This is a genomic window from Streptomyces sp. NPDC050674 (assembly GCF_040654575.1).
Taxonomy (GTDB): domain Bacteria; phylum Actinomycetota; class Actinomycetes; order Streptomycetales; family Streptomycetaceae; genus Streptomyces.
Window position 1 is genome coordinate 1 of the sequence record NZ_JBFAIG010000003.1, and the last position, 15,426, is coordinate 15,426.

Below are 15,426 nucleotides of genomic sequence, written 5' to 3' on the forward strand. Positions count from 1 at the left end.
TGGGCAAGTGCCTCGACGCCGCCGGCGGAGCCACAGCCAACGGCACCAAGGTGCAGCTCTGGGCCTGCCACGGTGGTGCCAACCAGGTCTGGCAGTCCTACAACGGCGGCTACCGCAACCCCGCCTCCGGCCGCTGCCTCGACGTTCCGGGCTCGTCCACAGCCGACGGCACGCAGCTGGTGCTGTGGGACTGCAACGGCGGCTCCAACCAGAAGTGGACCACGCTGACCGCCGGATGACCCCGCTCCGCTCCCGCTGCGGCGGCGGGCCCGCGGTACGGCGCCCCGTCCCGGCCCGAGAGCCGTGGCGGGGCCGCAGCCGTGACGGCCTGCGGCCCCGCAGTGGGTGGTGGGTTACGGGAGTGTGGTCCACTTCTGGTTGTTCTGGCCGTTGCAGGTCCACAGGACGACCGGGGTCCCGTTGGCGGTCCCTGCTTGCTGGGCGTCCAGGCAGAGCCCGGCGTGGACGTTGCGGATCGACCCGTCGGACTGCCTGGTCCACTTCTGGTTGTTCTGGCCGTTGCAGGGCCAGATGACGACCCGTGTGCCGTTGGTGGTGCCCTGGTTGTAGGCGTCCAGGCACTTGTCGCCGTAGACGCGTATCTCGCCTGCGGCCCAGGTGGTCCAGAGCTGGTTGGCGGCGGTGTGGCAGTCCCAGATCAGCGTCGCCGACCCGGCCGCGGTGGCGGCGCGGTCCACGTCCAGGCAGCGGCCGGACCCGGTGGCGCGCAGACGTGCGGTGGTGGAGGCCAGCGGGCTGCCGCCGGTCATCTTGAACACGGCGACACCGTGCGCCGGGACGCTCGCCGAGATCTGACCCGACGTGCTCGACGTGGCACCGGTCCACAGGTCGGTGAGGGTGAACGACCCTCCGGTGAGGCCGACCTGCGCGGCCGAGGCGGTGATGGTCGTGGTGCCCCCTCCCCGGTTGAACAGGCCCACGGCGACCGAGCCGTCGGACAGGGGCTTGGCGAACACCTCGGTGTCGCCGTCGTCGCGCACCCTGCGCCCGCCCGCGCCCAGCGAATCCTGGTTGACCGCCAGCAGACGGGGGTTGCGCAGGATCGCGCTCACGTCGGCGGACATGGTGCGGATGTCGTTGCCGGCCATGAGCGGGGCCGAGAGCAGCGACCACAGGGCGAAGTGGGAGCGGGACTCGGTCAGCGACAGACCGGGACGGCCGACGACCAGCATGTCGGGGTCGTTCCAGTTCCCCGGGCCCGACTGCGCGGCCAGCGGCGCGGTGACGTCCAGGACGTTGCCGACGCCCATCGGGTAGCTGTTGGTGTTGTTGTTCTGCCAGATGTCGAGCAGGTCCTCGGTCGTCCGCCACAGGTCGGCGACCTCACCCCAGTCGTACTTGTCGCCGGTGGGGGAGTGGAAGCTGTTGGGGTTGATGCTGTAGACGATCGGGCGGCCGGTGGCACGCAGGGCGTCGCGCATGGTCGTGAACCGCGCGATCTGCTCGTTGAGGGTGCCGCTGCCGGAACACCAGTCGTACTTGAGGTAGTCCACGCCCCAAGAGGCGAACGTGGCGGCGTCCTGGGCCTCGTGGCCCTTGCTGCCGGTGGAGCCGGGGTAGGTTCCCACGCCCTGGGCGCACGTCTTCTCGTTGGGCGCCTGGTAGATGCCGAACTTCAGGCCCTTGCCGTGGATGTAGTCCCCGAGCGCCTTCATGCCGCTGGGGAACTTGGTCGGGTTGGCCCGGAGGTTGCCCGCCGCGTCACGCTGCGGGTCGAACCAGCAGTCGTCGACGACGACGTACTGGTAGCCCGCGGCCTTCATGCCCGTGGACACCATCGCGTCGGCGGCCTGGCGGACCTGCGCCTCGGTGATCCCGCACCCGAAGCTGTTCCAGCTGTTCCAGCCCAGGGGCGGGGTGAGCGCCGGACTGCCCGGCGCGGCCTCGGCGGTCGAGCCGGCGGAAGCGGTGACGCAGGCGGTGAGCGTCAGCGCGGTGGCCGTGAGGAGACGCAGTAGTCGTCTGTGCAGGGAAACCATGGGGGGTTCCTTCCTGGCCCGCGTGGCTGTGCGGGCCTGATGGGCCGCTCATGAGGTGGTGATCAGGTGCGCGCGGGTCAGCGCTGAAGGGTGAGCAGAGCCGGCCGGTACGGCAGCTTCAGGTAGTCGGTGCCGTCCGATTTGGGGTCCCTGCCCTGGTAGAGGAACTGCAGGTTGCAGGGGTCGATGGTCATGGTCTGGTCGGGGTTGTTGCGGACCAGGTCACCGTGGCTGATGTCGTTGGTCCAGGTGGCACCGCTGTTGGCCTTGCCCGCGAAGGGGTTGCTCTCGGTGGCGGCCTGCGGGGTCCACGGACCGTTCAGGCTGGAGGCCGTGAACGAGCGGAAGAATCGCTGCTCGGTCGCACCCCGAGCCTCAACGATCATGAGGTACTGGTTCTGGCCCTGGACCTTGTAGACCTCCGGCGCCTCGAACAGGTTCTTCTCCGTGTCGGTCATCACCGTCGTGTACGACGAGCCGAAGCTGCCCGGGAAGTTCCCGATCGGCATGGTCGACTTGAAGATGCCGCCCTTGTCGTTGGCGAAGAACAGGTACATGTTCTGGTCGTCGGCGATCACGGTCGGGTCGATCGGGCCGCCGACGGGGACGCTGCCGGTGAACAGCGGCTGGGGCGCGGACCAGCCGTTGGGGTTGGTGGGGTCGCTGGACGTGCGGTAGCTGAAGGGCCAGGCGGTGCCCCACCCGTTCGAGACCAGCACCCATATCTTCTTGGGCGCGAAGTAGAAGAGTTTGGGCGCCACCGCGGACCCGCTGATCTTGGTCTGGCCGGCCGAGGCCATGTCCGACCAGTTCGTGAAGGGCCGGAACGTCATCGCGCCCCACGACGATCCGTCGGAGACGGTCGCGTAGACCAGGTGCTGGCCGTTGTACGTCACGGTGGTGAAGTCCTTCAGCGCGACCCACCCGTTCGACGGCTGCGCCAGCGGACCCGTCGAATTCCACCGGTACGTCGACGGAAGAGCACACGTGGTCGGCGTCCCGGACAGGCCGGTCCACTTCTGGCCGCTGCCGCCGTTGCAGTTCCAGAGCTGCACCGCCGTGCCGTTGGCCGTGGCGCCGCCGCTGACGTCCAGGCACAGCCCGGACTCCACGGCGACGATCGTGCCGTCGGCGTTCGCCCGCCACCGCTGGTTGGTCCCGCCGTTGCAGGACCAGATCACCGGCCGGGTACCGGCCGTGGTGGCGTGGCCCGGAACATCCAGGCACTTGTTGCCGTACACGGTGAGCTGGTTGTCGTCCGTCAGCGTCCACTGCTGGTTGGTCCCGCCGTGGCAGTCCCAGATCTGCACGTTCGTGCCATCGGTCTGGCTGGTGCCCGGTACATCGAGGCACCGGCCGGAACCGGCGCCGCGCACGGTGCTCGTGGTGGCCGCCTGGGCGGGGTTGGCGACGAGTGTCGCCGCCGAAGCGAGCAGGGTCGCCAGCACGACTGACACGTGCTTGCGGCTGAAACCGCGTCTACGCATGGGGGTCTCATTCCTTGAGTGAGCGGTTCTGTTCGTCATGTTCGCCATTCCGAACAAGGGTCGAGCTGTCGAGCAGGCGGAAGGGGGAGAGCGGCCGCCTGCTTCCGGGGCGGAACTCATATCCGCACGATGCGCCACCGGTTGTCGGCGGTGCCGTCGTCCGGACCCTGGATCGCGAACGCGCCGACGGCGGTGGAGTTGTTCGCGATGGCGAGCAACTTGCCGCTGTGCTCGTTGCGGATCTTGTACGTCCCGTCTCCCTGGTCGAGCAGTGTCCATCGGTGGTCGGCGGTGCCGTTGTCCGACCACTGCAGGACGGTCGCGTTGTCGTCCGTGGACATGTTCAAGACGCCGAGCACCTTGCCGCTGTGGGCGTTGCGGAAGCGGAACCCGTTTCCATCGGCGACCATGTGCCAGTCGTGGTCGGCGGTGCCCGAGTCGTGCCACTGGAGGGCGCGGCCGCCGTCGGCCGTGGACATGTCCTGGATGCCCAGCACGAGACCGCTGCCCACATTGGTGAGACGTACGGTGCCGCCGGCGTTCCAGTAGACGGTGTAGTTGTGGCCGTGCGCGTCGTGGAACGGGCCCAGGCTGACGGTGGAGCCGTTGGCGGTGGCGGTGAAGGCGAGTGACGTGCTGCTGGTCCGTCTGATCGAGGACGTGTTCAGCGTGGGGAGGGAACTGAGCGTGGAATCGCCGTAGTTGCCGGACAGGACCACCGGGCCGTAGGTGATCGCGGCGACGTTCGCGTTGTCGTTGGCCGCTCGCATGACGACCCGCATGGGCAGACGGACGGTGACCGTGTCGCCGGAGGTCCAGGAGCGGGTCAGGGTGGCGTAGCCGCCGGGCGTGGTGGCGATGTCCTGCCGCGTGCCGTTGACGCTGACGGTGGCCCCCGCGGTCCAGCCCGGGATGCGCAAGCGCATCGCCCAGGTCCCGCTGACGTTGCCGGTGACCTGAAGGGTCGTGGTGTCGCTGACGGGGTAGGTCGTGGTCTGGGTGACCGTGATTCCGCGCTCCGACCAGGTGAGGACCGAGGGCACGAACAGGTTCACGATCAGCGTGTCGTCACTGCGGTAGTAGATGGAGTCCATCAGCCTGGTGTGCATCTCCAGGCCCGTGCCCTGACAGCACCAGAACGTGCCGTAGTCGGTGCTCCAGGTGCCGCCGCCCCACGCGGGACCCACACCGCGCCGGCCTCCCGGGTTGAGCGGGGTGAAGTAGGTGACGTGGCCGTGGGGGTCGGCCGGGTTCTGCTGGCCGATCATCTGGTTCAGCCACGCCCGCTCGTAGTAGTCGAACAGCGCGGCCCGGTTCGGGTCCAGCGCGAACAACTCCCGCGTGAGAAGCAACATGTTGAAGGTGTTGCAGCTTTCGCAGGTGTCCTTGTTCAGGTAGCCGGCGATCGCGTTCGGGGCGCGGAAGTGCTCCGCCTGGCTGTTGCCGCCGATGGCGTAGGTGTGCGAGTCGACGCAGAAGTTCCAGGCGTTGGTGGCGATGTCCCGGTAACGGGTGGTGCCGGTCGCCTTGAACTCCCGGGCGGCCCCGATCCACTTGGGTACCTGGGTGTTGGCGTGCAGTCCGCTGAGCCGGTCCTGGTTGGCCGCCAGCGGGTCGAACACCGCCGCGTGGTCGAACCGCCGGGCGACGGTGAGCCACCGCGCGTCGCCCGTCTGCTGGTGGAGATCGGTCAGCACGGCGTTCATGCCGCCGAACTCCGTGCCCAGCATGGCCTGCATCTGCTGACCGCTCAGCCGGCCGGTGCGCAGGTCGACCCATCCCGCCAGGGCGAGCAGCACGTCACGGGCTTGTGTGCTGCCGATGTGGCGCCATACGTCCAGCAGACCGGCGAGGGTCTTGTGGATGGTGTAGTACGGCACGTTGCCGTTGCTCAGGGTCCGCTGTTCGAGAGCGGTGAAGTCGGACTCGGGGTAGCCGGAGAGGTACCCGGCGTTGAAGCCGGCGGCGCTGTTGTTGGCCTGGCACTTGGCCAGCTCCGCGACCATGTGGGTCGCCTTGTCCCGGCAGACGGTGTCCCCGGTCACGGCGTACAGCTGCGCCCATGCCGTCAGGAAGTGCCCTTGGGCATGGGTGCGGAAGGGGAAGTCGGGCGCATCCCAACCACCGTTCGGCGAGGCGCCGTTGGTGGACAGCCGGTGGTTGGCGCGGAAGTTGTACAACAGCCGGTCGACATCGACGAACCGCAGGTAGTCCCGTGTGCGGTTCTGGTTGTCCAGCCAGCGGCTCGCGGTGAGACGCACCTGGCCGAGCGCGAAGGGGTGCGCCAAGACCCCGATGTCGGCCCTCGCGGGGGGCACGGCCGCGTGGGCGGGGGACCCGCAGACGAAGGATCCGGTGGCAGAGGCGGCGGCGGTGGCCCCCACTGCTTGCAGTAGGCGCCGTCTGCTGACGGAGGGCGACATCGTGAACCTTTCGGTGAGGGCGGAACAAGCGGTCGCGTATCCACGCGGTGAGCTCCCGGCGCCTGACGGAACAACAGGAGGGCTGGACGGCCGGGGAGTCGGGCAGGTCAGGCCCAGGGGCTGACCAGCGTGAAGGAGCTGTCGGCGCGGAAGGTGTCGGTGTTCTGGTAGAGGTCCATGCGCAGCGCGTAGTTGTAGTGGCGGAGGTAGCGGCCGGGGTAGTTGTACGACTCCAGGCGCACCGAGCCCGCGGTCGCGCCCGGACGGGCGCAGTATGTGGCGTCCTTGTCGAAGACGGCCGTGCCGCTGCTGCTGTCGAAGCGGACCCGGTAATCCCAGTGCCGTAGATAGCGTCCGGCGGAGTCGCGGAAGGAGTAGCAGTTGGCGTCCGCGAGTCCGGGCACGACGGTGAAGGTGGCGCTCTGCTTGACGGCGGTGCTGCTGGAGGAGGTCACCGGGTCGACGTAGCCGAGGCTGTCGGAGCGCACCACGGCGTACCGGTCCGGGAAGTTGACGGACCGGAGGGACCGAGTGGTGTTGGCCGGGAGGGTGACACCACCGGAGACGGTCTCCTTCAGCACGGTGGCGTGGCGAATGAGGCCGGACAGCCCGGGCACCTCGGTGGGCGTGGACCAGGTGGCGAAGTTGTCGTAGCTGTCGCTGTACCAGTACGCGCCGGCGCGGTAGCCGTCGTAGTAGATGCGCCAGCCTCCGTTGTCGAGCCGGACCAGGGCCGGGCCCTCGACCCAGTCGCCGAAGCCCGCCCAGTTGCCCGTCTTCTTGAAGGTGTACGGGCCGGTGAGGCTGGAGGCGGTGGCGTACTCGATGTACTTCGTCGTCTCGTTCTTGGTGAACGCGTGATAGGTGGAACCGACCTTGACGACGAAGGTGTCGATGTAGTTCGGGCCGATGCCGGCCAGCTGGGTGGGGGTGGACCAGGCGGTCAGCGCGGAGTCGGTCGCCGTGATCTTGTAAGCGGTGAAGTGGGTCGCGGTGCTCGCCGACGTCAGGGACACGATGATGTTGACGCTGCCGTCGGTGTCCACGAACCACTCGGGCGCCCAGGTGCGGGTCAGCCCGCTGACAGGGATCGTGTGGTTGTACAGGAACGTCCAGTTCACTCGGTCGGCGCTCCGGGCGAAACCGATGGTGCTCCCGGTCCAGTTGGTGGTGTAAGTGAGGTAGTAGAAGCCGTCGGTGTGCCTGAAGATGCTGGGGTCTCGGATCAGACCGGACGGCGGGGTGAAGGCCGGGCCCTTCCGCAAGGTGAATCCGGTGGCGTCCGGCGAGTCGTACACGTACATGTTCGACTCACTGCTGTTGGTGAACGCGGTCATCGTGTACCGCGTCGTCTGCCCCGCTGGCGGATGGGCGGCTCCGGCCGTGCCCGCGAGAGCGGTGGTGAGGCCCAGCAGGGCGGCCACCGAGGTGAGGACGGCGAGGACCGCCCTGAGGGTTCTGTTCAACGCTCGTCCCATTTCTGCGTGAACTGCCCTGACGCTTCAGGTTGTTCGAAATGCCGAACTGCGTGCGGTACTTCGAGCAGAAGATAGGTATGGGACGTGGGTGCGTCAATGCTTCCGACGGGTTCCGTTTCCGGTGCGGCTCGGGGCGCCCGGACGGCCGGGCGGCTGTGCCGTCGCGCACGCTGAACTCCCCGCGAGGTCTTGTCCGTTCTGCGGCCATTCCACATCGCGGACGTGACCCGCGTTCACGTCACTGGACACGTCTCGTGTCGGCAGGAGAACCCGTCGCACCGGTCTCAAGGTGGCGGAGGGAGGGCCCCGAGGGCGAGTCCGGCGGCGCCGCGAAGCTCATCGGCGAGCAGCCGGCCGGGCCCGGGGCGCCGCGGGGGATAAGGGAGGGCGGCACGCGTGATCGCCCGGACGGCTCCTAGCGCACGGGGAAACCGAAGGAGTACCCGCGCTCCTTCAGCCACGGCAGCAGCTCCCGCAGGGCGGCGACGGTCTGCGAGCGGTCTCCCCCCGCGTCGTGGAAGAGGAGGGTGGGGCCGTTGGAGATCTCGTCCTCGACCGTGGTGACGATGGCCTCGGTGCCGGGGCGTTCGAAGTCCTTGGAGTCGATGTTCCAGCCCAGCGGGCGCATCCCGTGCGACGCGGCCAGGTGACGGCTGTAGGGGGTGAAGGCGCCTCCGGGGGCCCGGTAGTACTGGGGGCGGACACCCCCGGACGCCTCGGTGATCATTCGGGCGGCGTCCATGATCTGCCGGGACTGGTACCCCTCGGACCGGTGGTCCATGGTGACGTCGTGCGACACCGTGTGGTCGCAGAGCCGGTGCCCGGCCGCCACCACCGCCTTGACCAGGTCGGGGTGCGCGCGGGCCTGCGTGCCCACCATGCAGAAGGTGGCCTTCACCCCGTTCTCCCGCAGCACCCGCAGCATCTGGGGGGTCCAGACGGGGTCCGGTCCGTCGTCGATGGTGATGTTGACGCCGCGGGCGCCCCTGTCCGAGGCGTGCGCGATGGCCGCCGAGACGGCCCCGGCCGCGGGGTCCTTGGGCTGCGAGCGGGCGGGAGGCGCCGAGACGCCCGCCTCACCGGGCCGTCCGTCGGTGGAGTCGAGCTGCGCGTTCCAGAACGAGGTCAGGCCGGCCACCGCGGTCACCCCGAGCGCCGCCGCCAGTACCGTGGCGTACCATCCCCGTCCGCCGCTTCGCACCATGTCTTCCGTTCCTTCGCCGTCGCCGTGGAGCCTGCTCACACGGCAAGAGGGCGGAAGGCGGCTTCCGGATCCGTCTGTTACCGATCACGGACAATCCTGCTGCCCGGCGGTGGCCGGACGGCCGCCCCGGGCGCACACGGCGGCGTGGCCGTCCTCCAGCAGGTGCACCGTTCGCGTGGGTGACGCTGCGCGCGAGCCGAAGTCGCCCGCAGCGCGCCGGGGTTGATCCCGAGCCCGCGTCGGCCCGTTCACCCGCCCGCCCGTCACGGCCGGTCGCCGGGGTACGCCCAAGACGCCGTTTCCGATGGCGAGTCAGCCCAGCCGTCCAGGGACTCCATGAACGCGTCGAAGAAACCGAACCAGACGCAGTGGCCCGCTCCCGGCACGGAACGCACGGTGAAACCCTGTGCCAGCATGCTCGCCACCACGTCAGGGGTCACGTACCGGCTCGGGTGAGCGCGCACCACCAGGGACGGCACGTCGGTCGCAGGAGTGAAGTCCCTGCCCGCTGATGACAAGCACAGGCTGACCGCTGTCGCCACATCGAACGACTTGACAGCCTCCACCTCGGAGGCCATGTCCTGCTCGCTCCACCAGGACCGCTCCCGCAACAGGTACTCGAGGGTCCGCTCCTTCTTCGCCGTCGCGTACCCTCGCGTGAGCGTGGCGCGGTCGGGATCGGAGTCGCCCTCGAAGGTGGTGTCGACGTACACCGCACGCTCAGGCCGCAGTCGGCCCACCGCAGCCGCAAGGATCACTCCGCCCATGGAGTGGCCGATGGCCAGCGCGGGCGCGGCGGAAACCGAGTGCACAAGCGCCGCCACGAAGGACTCCACGGTCGCGTCGGCGCAACGCGGGGACTTTCCGTGGCCGGGCAGGTCGACCGCGATCACCCGGTAGCCGCGTCGGGCCAGCGCGGGGCCGACACGCCACCACGCGCGCGAGTCGGCCATCATGCCGTGCAACAGCACGGCGACGCGGTCGCCTGTTCCCCACTCACGGGTATGGAGCTCGACGCCGCCCACCGGATCCATCGATCAACCTCCGTATTCCGCATCCCTGCCGAGGTCGGTTGGTGGACGCCAGTCGGACTCCACCATACGGCCGGCGAACTGGGCGATCCGCGGAAGATTCACCGCGGGAGGGACCGAACCCTGTGCAGCTCCGCCGGTGTGCGGAATGCCGGCACTCCATCTGTAGGGCCGCTGTGAGGGCCACGAGACCGGCGGCGCCCCTCGAGACGTCTCCAAGCCGGTGGCCAACCGGTTCGTATGCTGACCGCATGGGCGTATGCATGGAGGTCCTGATCGTCGACTGGAGCCATCTGGAGTCGGTGCCGGCTGGACAGCGGGAGGATCTGGTCATGGGGGCCGCGTTCGGCCCGGACGATACGTACGACTACAGCCTCCCGCCGGGTTGGACATGGCCCGACCCCACGCAGGCACGGTGGTGGGCGCGCTACGAGTTCCTCGACACCATGACCTCGTACAAAGCGCACTTCTGGGCCGGCGAGCGCTGGGACGAACTGCGCGCCTTCGTCGGTGCGCCGCTGCGGGACGCTCTCGACCAGTTCAGTGCCCCGTTGTTCTGGGACGGCGCCGCCTTCGCCTCCGAGACGTCGGACTTCTCTCCGGCTGTGGAGCCGGGCACCTGTGACTGGACCTCTCGGCTCGACGTCATGCTCTGGCTGCTGCCGGAAGAGGTAGCGGCGCTGCATCGCTTCTGGGGGCACGTCGAGCCGCAGCTCGGCTCACTGCGCGAAACCTTCGGCCGCCACCTCACCGAACCCATCGGCTGGATCCAGGACTTCCCGTCGTTCTCGCGGCTCGTCACCGAATGGGGTGACGTCGTCAGCCAGGCCGCCCGACGCGACTGGGCCGTCATCGGCCTGCGAAGCTGAGCACTTACGGCCGGCAGCCGGCTCGGCACCACTGCACCGAACCATGGCGCGCAACCGCGCAGCGGCCGGAGGGCATAGCCGCAGCTCTCATCAGCTACCGCCGACTCACCGACTGAACCGACGTCTGAGGTGGATCAGAGGTCGAACTCATGCGGCGGCAGGTCCAGGGCGTAACACGCCTCGCGGACCACGGCCTGCTCGTCCTTGTCGAAGTCGCCGTCGGCGCCGCCGATGACGATGCCGATCTGGATGACGGCCCGTGCCTCGGCGGGCTTCTTCCTCGCCTTGGCGATCTCCTGCATGACGCTCACCTTGCCGAAGTCGAAATCGGCGGTCAGCTTGTCGAGGTTCGCCTCGAAGCGGCGGCGCAGGTCGTCCGCGGGGAAGTTGTGCAGAACCTCGTTGGTGCCGATGAGCTGGGCGACACGCTGCCGCTCGGCGGGGTCGACCGTGCCGTCCGCGGCGGCGACCAGGGCGCACATGGCCATGCTGGAGTCGCGGAACGCGCCGCTCTTGAGGTCGTTCTTCCTCGCGATCAGCTGGGTCTGCATCGTCGAGGCGGATTCCTTCAGACGGTCCCACAGGGCCATGAGCACTCCAAAAGGCGTCAATATCTTCTACAGCACTGTAGAAGATACACTGGGCTCACCCGTGGAGATGCCGTGCCAGCCAGTCCGCCGCGGCACGGCGGAAGAGCCGCCGGTTGTCCGCACGCAGGAAGTCGTGCCCCTCGTCGCGCAGGGTCAACAGCTCTGCGGAGACGCCCCGTTCGCGCGCGGCCCGGACGAACTGCCGTGACTCGCCCGGAGGCACGTTGGTGTCGTGCTCGCCGTGCACGGCCAGCAGCGGGGCGCGCAACGCGTCGATGCGGCTCATCGGCGACAGGGCGCGCAGCAGTTCGCGATCGCGCTCGGGATGGCCGTACTTGTGCGCCGCCGATTCCGCGATCCACGGTTCCGTGCCCGCGAAGAAGCTGAGGAAGTCGGACATGCCGCAGACCGCGACGCCGGTGCGGAACAGGTCCGGGTGCCACACGAGCGAGGCGAAGGTCAGATAGCCGCCGTACGAACGGCCCATGACCGCCAGCCGCGTCGGATCGGCGGGGCCCGCCGTGACCGCGTGGGCCGCGCAGTCCGCGACGTCGTCCAGCGCGGCGAACCGGCCGGCGCCGAGGTCGGCGTCGACGAAGGACCGGCCGTGCCCCGACGATCCGCGCACATCGGGGGCGAAGACGTCCAGGCCCCTTCCGGCCAGCTCGTGGTACAGCGGATTGAACACCGGGCGTTCCTGTTCCTCCGGACCGCCGTGCAGGTGGATCACGCAGGGTGCCGGTTCGCCGGGGGAGCGGCCGGGCGCCCTGTAGTACCAGCCGCTCAGGGGCAGCCCGTCCCGTGCCGTCAGCCGCAGGGGGACGGGGCGCACCGGCGGTCGGCCCGGCGGGACGGCGTCCGCGTCCTTCGCCGACCACGGGGTGCGCAGCAGGGACACGCCTTCGTGGGCCCACCAGACGCCCGGCCGGCGCTGCGACCCGGACAGTGCGAGCAGCAGCCGCCCGGCGCCTGCGGCGGTCACGCGTGTGACGACCTCGTGGGGCAGGGCGAGGGGCCTCGGCGGACCCGTACTGTCCGCGGCCTGCCCGGCCGGGAACGTCTCGACGAGCTCCAGCTCGCTCGCGCCCTGCGCGTTCCACGCCAGTGCGGCCGTGCGGCCGTCATGGGCCAGGGCCAGGAGTTCGAGGTCGCTTCCCTCCCGTTCCGCCGCGACGGACACGCCGCGCGACGCTCCGCCCGTGTCCAGCGCGACTTCGAGCAGCGCCGCGTACTCGCGATCGGCGTTGCTGCGCAGCCACAGGGTCCGTCCCTCGGGGGAGAACCGGCCGATCCACGGGTCGCCGTCGGCCACCGGCATCGCGAAGGTGGTAGCCGAGTCGGCGGTGCGCCGTACGACCGCTTCCCGCCGCCCGCGCGGCCCGCGGCGCAGCAGCACGAGGGCGCCGTCGTGGCTCAGGTCGCACGCCCGCAGGGAGGCGGCGTGCGTCTCCGTGGTGAGCAGCACCGGGGAGGCCAGGCCGTCGGGGTCGATCAGGTAGACCGACAGGCCTCCGCCGGACCGGGCCGCCGGGGCGGCGAACGGGTCCCCGGCCTCCGCCGCGTACGCCGACGATGCCCCGCCGGTCCCCGGGGCCCCGTCGTACGCGGTCGCGCCGAGGAGCGTCGCACGACCGTCCCGGTCCGCCCAGTCGGCCGCCGGACGGGCCCCGGCGAGTATGCCGTCCGGCGGGCCGAGGCCGCTCGGGGTCCGCCCCGCGAACGGGGACACGGCGGCCGGCGGAGCGGCGACGGTGACGGCGACGGCCGAACCGTCGTGCGCCCAGCACCCCAGATGGGCGGAACTCGCCGGGTCGGCGCCCGCCAGGATGCGGCGTCCGGTGCCGTCGGGCCGTACGCACAGCACCCGTGAGTGCTCACCGCCGCCCGGCGCGGTGGTGTAGGCGATCCAGCGGCCGTCGGGCGACCAGGACACCTCGGTGACGGGGTCAGGCGAGGAGTCGAGCAGACGGACCTCCTCGCCGCCGACCGGACCCGCCCACAGCTGGGGGACGCCGCCCCGGTCGCAGATGAAGGCCGCCTCGGTGCCGTCGGGGTCGGCGGAGGGGTACCAGCAGCCGTGCGCACGCAGCCGGGTCACCGCGTCCTGCGGGCCGCCCGCGCCGGGCAGCAGCACCGGAGCGGGAGCGGCGTCAGCGGTGCCGGACCGGTCCACCGCCCGGCCGGCCGGGAGCGGCACGGGCGCCGAACCCGGCGTCCCGGAGGGCGCGAGCCCGGGCGCGGGGCCGTACCCCGTCCGCAGGCCCTCGCCGTCCGTCATGTGATCCCGTGCGTCTGCAGCCATATCTCCAGCAAAGCGATCTGCCACAGGGCGTTCGCGCCCCGCTTGGTCCGGTGCTCGTCGGGCGCCGCGAGCAGGCGGGCCACGTACGCCTCCTGGAACAGGCCGCGCCGCCTCGCCTCGGGTGCCTCGAGCGCCTGCCGTACTCGTTCCAGCACCGGGCCCGCCATATGCATGATGGCCGGTACCGGGAAGTAGCCCTTGGGCCGGTCGACGACCTCGTGGGGCAGGAGCTTGCGGCCCGCCTCCTTCAGGACGCCCTTGCCGCCGTCGGCCAGCTTGAGCTCCGGTGGGCAGGCCGCCGCCAGCTCCACCAGTTCGTGGTCGAGGAAGGGCACGCGGGCCTCCAGGCCCCAGGCCATGGTCATGTTGTCGACCCGCTTGACGGGGTCGTCCACGAGCATCACGTGCGTGTCCAGCCGCAGGGCCGCGTCCAGCGCCGTCTCGGCTCCCGGGACGGCCATGTGCTCGCGGACGAAGCGGCCGGAGACGTCGTCGCGGGTCAGCAGATCGGGGCGGAGCATGCCGGCGAGGTCGTCGTGGGGCCGGTCGAAGTACGTGGCGGCGTACCGCTCGGGTTCGTCCTCGCGCGGGACCCCGGCCAGCTCCGGATACCAGTGGTAACCGGCGAAGACCTCGTCGGCGCCCTGCCCGCTCTGGACGACCTTCACCTCCTTGGACACCTGCTCGGACAGCAGATGGAAGGCGACCACGTCGTGGCTGATCATCGGCTCGCTCATGGCCGCGATCGCGCCGTCCAGAGCCGTGGACACGCGGTCGGAGGGGACCATGAGCCGACGGTGGTCGGTGCCGAACTCGCGTGCCACCAGGTCCGAGTAGGCGAACTCGTCGCCCTGCTCCCCGCCCTCCGACTCGAACCCGACACTGAACGTCATCAGGTCGCGCTGGCCCTCGTCGGCCAGCAGCCCGACGATCAGACTGGAGTCCAGGCCGCCGGAGAGCAGGACACCCACGGGCACGTCGGACACCATCCGGCGGCGCACCGCCGTGCGCAGCGCCTCGAGGACGGCGTCACGCCATTCGTCCGTGCCCATGCCGGCGTGCTCGGGCCGGCGGGTGTAGGAGGGCTGCCAGTAGCAGTGGTCCTGGTGGGTGCCGTCCGGCTCGACGACCCGCACGGTGGCCGGGGGCAGCTTGCGCACGCCGTTGAGGATGGTGTGCGGCGCCGGGACCGTGGCGTGCCAGCTCAGGTAGTGGTGCAGGGCCACCGGGTCGAGCGAGGTGTCCACGTCCCCTGCGGCGAGGAGGGCGGGCAGCGTCGACGCGAACCGCAGCCGGCCCGGCGTCCGTGCCAGGTACAGGGGCTTGATCCCGAGCCGGTCGCGGGCGAGCACGACACGGCCGGTGCGGTGCTCGACGACGGCGAAGGCGAACATGCCGCGGAAGTGCTCGACGCAGGCGGTTCCCCACTCCAGGTAGGCGTTGAGCACCACTTCGGTGTCCGACGTGGACGTGAAGCGGTATCCGAGTCCGCGCAGCTCCTCGCGCAGTTCCGGATAGTTGTACACACAGCCGTTGAAGACGCCGGTGACCCGCCCGCGGGCGTCGGTCATCGGCTGGGCTCCCTGGTCCGACAGGTCGATGATCTTCAGCCGCCGGTGTCCCAGGGCGACCGCGCCCTGCGTCCAGGTCCCCTCCCCGTCGGGTCCGCGGGCGGCGAGCCGGCCGCTCATGCGCTCGACGGCCGCCACGTCGGGGCGGCCACCGTCGAAGCGGACCTCCCCGCTCAACCCGCACATGGCAGCCCGCCTCCCTGCCGCGTACCGGCGGACACGCCCGGCCGGATTGCCGACGAGCCTCCTCCGGTGAGGACCCGGACGGTTCTGCGAGACATGACAAAACCCTTTCTCCCAGGGGGCGGCATCTCCCCGAGACCCACCCCGGCACCGGGCGGTCGTGATGGCTCCGTGCCGTCTTTCTGGGTTCCCCGACCATGAGCGGCTAAGCCGGGCGTCACCGTCTGTACCCCTGGTCCCAGGACTTCGCACACGCTCGGTGACGCCTCGCGGGGTCGCGGTGCCGCC

General features: G+C 70.3%; 11 protein-coding genes. 2 read left to right on the forward strand and 9 right to left on the reverse strand.

The features are described from left to right. The coding region (locus AB0I06_RS06925) for an RICIN domain-containing protein (RefSeq protein ID WP_363117705.1) at window positions 1–239 on the forward strand (239 nt) is incomplete at its 5' end. Between the two features lie 114 nt (window positions 240–353). On the opposite strand, the gene AB0I06_RS06930 is transcribed toward AB0I06_RS06925, so the two are convergent. From AB0I06_RS06930 to AB0I06_RS06955, 6 genes are all read right to left on the reverse strand, one after another. Beyond that, complete coding sequence (locus tag AB0I06_RS06930) at window positions 354–2,000, reverse strand: ricin-type beta-trefoil lectin domain protein (RefSeq protein WP_363117706.1); 1,647 nt, start codon at window positions 1,998–2,000, stop codon at window positions 354–356. 77 nt (window positions 2,001–2,077) lie between these two features. Beyond that, a complete protein-coding gene (locus tag AB0I06_RS06935) occupies window positions 2,078–3,487 on the reverse strand; it encodes a non-reducing end alpha-L-arabinofuranosidase family hydrolase (protein WP_363117707.1) in 1,410 nt (469 codons plus the stop codon). Between the two features lie 116 nt (window positions 3,488–3,603). Beyond that, window positions 3,604–5,910 carry a beta-L-arabinofuranosidase domain-containing protein gene (locus AB0I06_RS06940; RefSeq protein WP_363117708.1) on the reverse strand — a complete coding sequence of 769 codons (2,307 nt, stop codon included), beginning with the start codon at window positions 5,908–5,910 and terminating at the stop codon, window positions 3,604–3,606. A gap of 107 nt (window positions 5,911–6,017) precedes the next feature. Next, window positions 6,018–7,376, reverse strand: coding sequence for a glycoside hydrolase family 43 protein (locus tag AB0I06_RS06945; protein WP_363117709.1), 1,359 nt, complete (start codon window positions 7,374–7,376; stop codon window positions 6,018–6,020). Between the two features lie 427 nt (window positions 7,377–7,803). After that, on the reverse strand, window positions 7,804–8,592 hold the full coding sequence (locus AB0I06_RS06950) for a polysaccharide deacetylase family protein (RefSeq protein ID WP_363117710.1): 789 nt from the start codon (window positions 8,590–8,592) through the stop codon (window positions 7,804–7,806). Window positions 8,593–8,855: 263 nt separating this feature from the next. Beyond that, window positions 8,856–9,626 carry an alpha/beta hydrolase gene (locus tag AB0I06_RS06955; protein ID WP_363117711.1) on the reverse strand — a complete coding sequence of 257 codons (771 nt, stop codon included), beginning with the start codon at window positions 9,624–9,626 and terminating at the stop codon, window positions 8,856–8,858. A 248-nt stretch (window positions 9,627–9,874) separates the two neighbouring features. Between AB0I06_RS06955 and AB0I06_RS06960 the strand changes: the two genes are divergently transcribed. After that, a complete protein-coding gene (locus tag AB0I06_RS06960) occupies window positions 9,875–10,492 on the forward strand; it encodes a hypothetical protein (protein WP_363117712.1) in 618 nt (205 codons plus the stop codon). A gap of 134 nt (window positions 10,493–10,626) precedes the next feature. Here the strand turns inward: AB0I06_RS06960 and AB0I06_RS06965 are convergent, their stop codons facing one another. From AB0I06_RS06965 to AB0I06_RS06975, 3 genes are read right to left on the reverse strand one after another with little or no spacing between them, the layout of a single operon-like run. Then, window positions 10,627–11,082, reverse strand: coding sequence for a TerB family tellurite resistance protein (locus AB0I06_RS06965; RefSeq protein WP_363117713.1), 456 nt, complete (start codon window positions 11,080–11,082; stop codon window positions 10,627–10,629). Window positions 11,083–11,137: 55 nt separating this feature from the next. Then, window positions 11,138–13,360: a prolyl oligopeptidase family serine peptidase gene (locus tag AB0I06_RS06970; RefSeq protein ID WP_363118030.1), complete on the reverse strand. Its 2,223-nt coding sequence runs from the start codon at window positions 13,358–13,360 to the stop codon at window positions 11,138–11,140. After that, complete coding sequence (locus AB0I06_RS06975) at window positions 13,357–15,141, reverse strand: N-acetylglutaminylglutamine amidotransferase (RefSeq protein WP_363117714.1); 1,785 nt, start codon at window positions 15,139–15,141, stop codon at window positions 13,357–13,359. Before AB0I06_RS06975 ends, AB0I06_RS06970 begins: the two co-directional genes overlap by 4 nt. Between the last annotated feature and the right edge of the window lie 285 nt (window positions 15,142–15,426).

Excerpts from the sequence above, each read along its gene's own strand:
- AB0I06_RS06930 (WP_363117706.1), bottom strand. The coding sequence starts at position 2,000 with ATGGTTTCCCTGCACAGACGACTACTGCGTCTCCTCACGGCCACCGCG.
- AB0I06_RS06935 (WP_363117707.1), bottom strand. The coding sequence starts at position 3,487 with ATGCGTAGACGCGGTTTCAGCCGCAAGCACGTGTCAGTCGTGCTGGCG.
- AB0I06_RS06940 (WP_363117708.1), bottom strand. The coding sequence starts at position 5,910 with ATGTCGCCCTCCGTCAGCAGACGGCGCCTACTGCAAGCAGTGGGGGCC.
- AB0I06_RS06950 (WP_363117710.1), bottom strand. The coding sequence starts at position 8,592 with ATGGTGCGAAGCGGCGGACGGGGATGGTACGCCACGGTACTGGCGGCG.
- AB0I06_RS06955 (WP_363117711.1), bottom strand. The coding sequence starts at position 9,626 with ATGGATCCGGTGGGCGGCGTCGAGCTCCATACCCGTGAGTGGGGAACA.
- AB0I06_RS06960 (WP_363117712.1), top strand. The coding sequence starts at position 9,875 with ATGGGCGTATGCATGGAGGTCCTGATCGTCGACTGGAGCCATCTGGAG.
- AB0I06_RS06965 (WP_363117713.1), bottom strand. The coding sequence starts at position 11,082 with ATGGCCCTGTGGGACCGTCTGAAGGAATCCGCCTCGACGATGCAGACC.
- AB0I06_RS06970 (WP_363118030.1), bottom strand. The coding sequence starts at position 13,360 with ATGACGGACGGCGAGGGCCTGCGGACGGGGTACGGCCCCGCGCCCGGG.
- AB0I06_RS06975 (WP_363117714.1), bottom strand. The coding sequence starts at position 15,141 with ATGTGCGGGTTGAGCGGGGAGGTCCGCTTCGACGGTGGCCGCCCCGAC.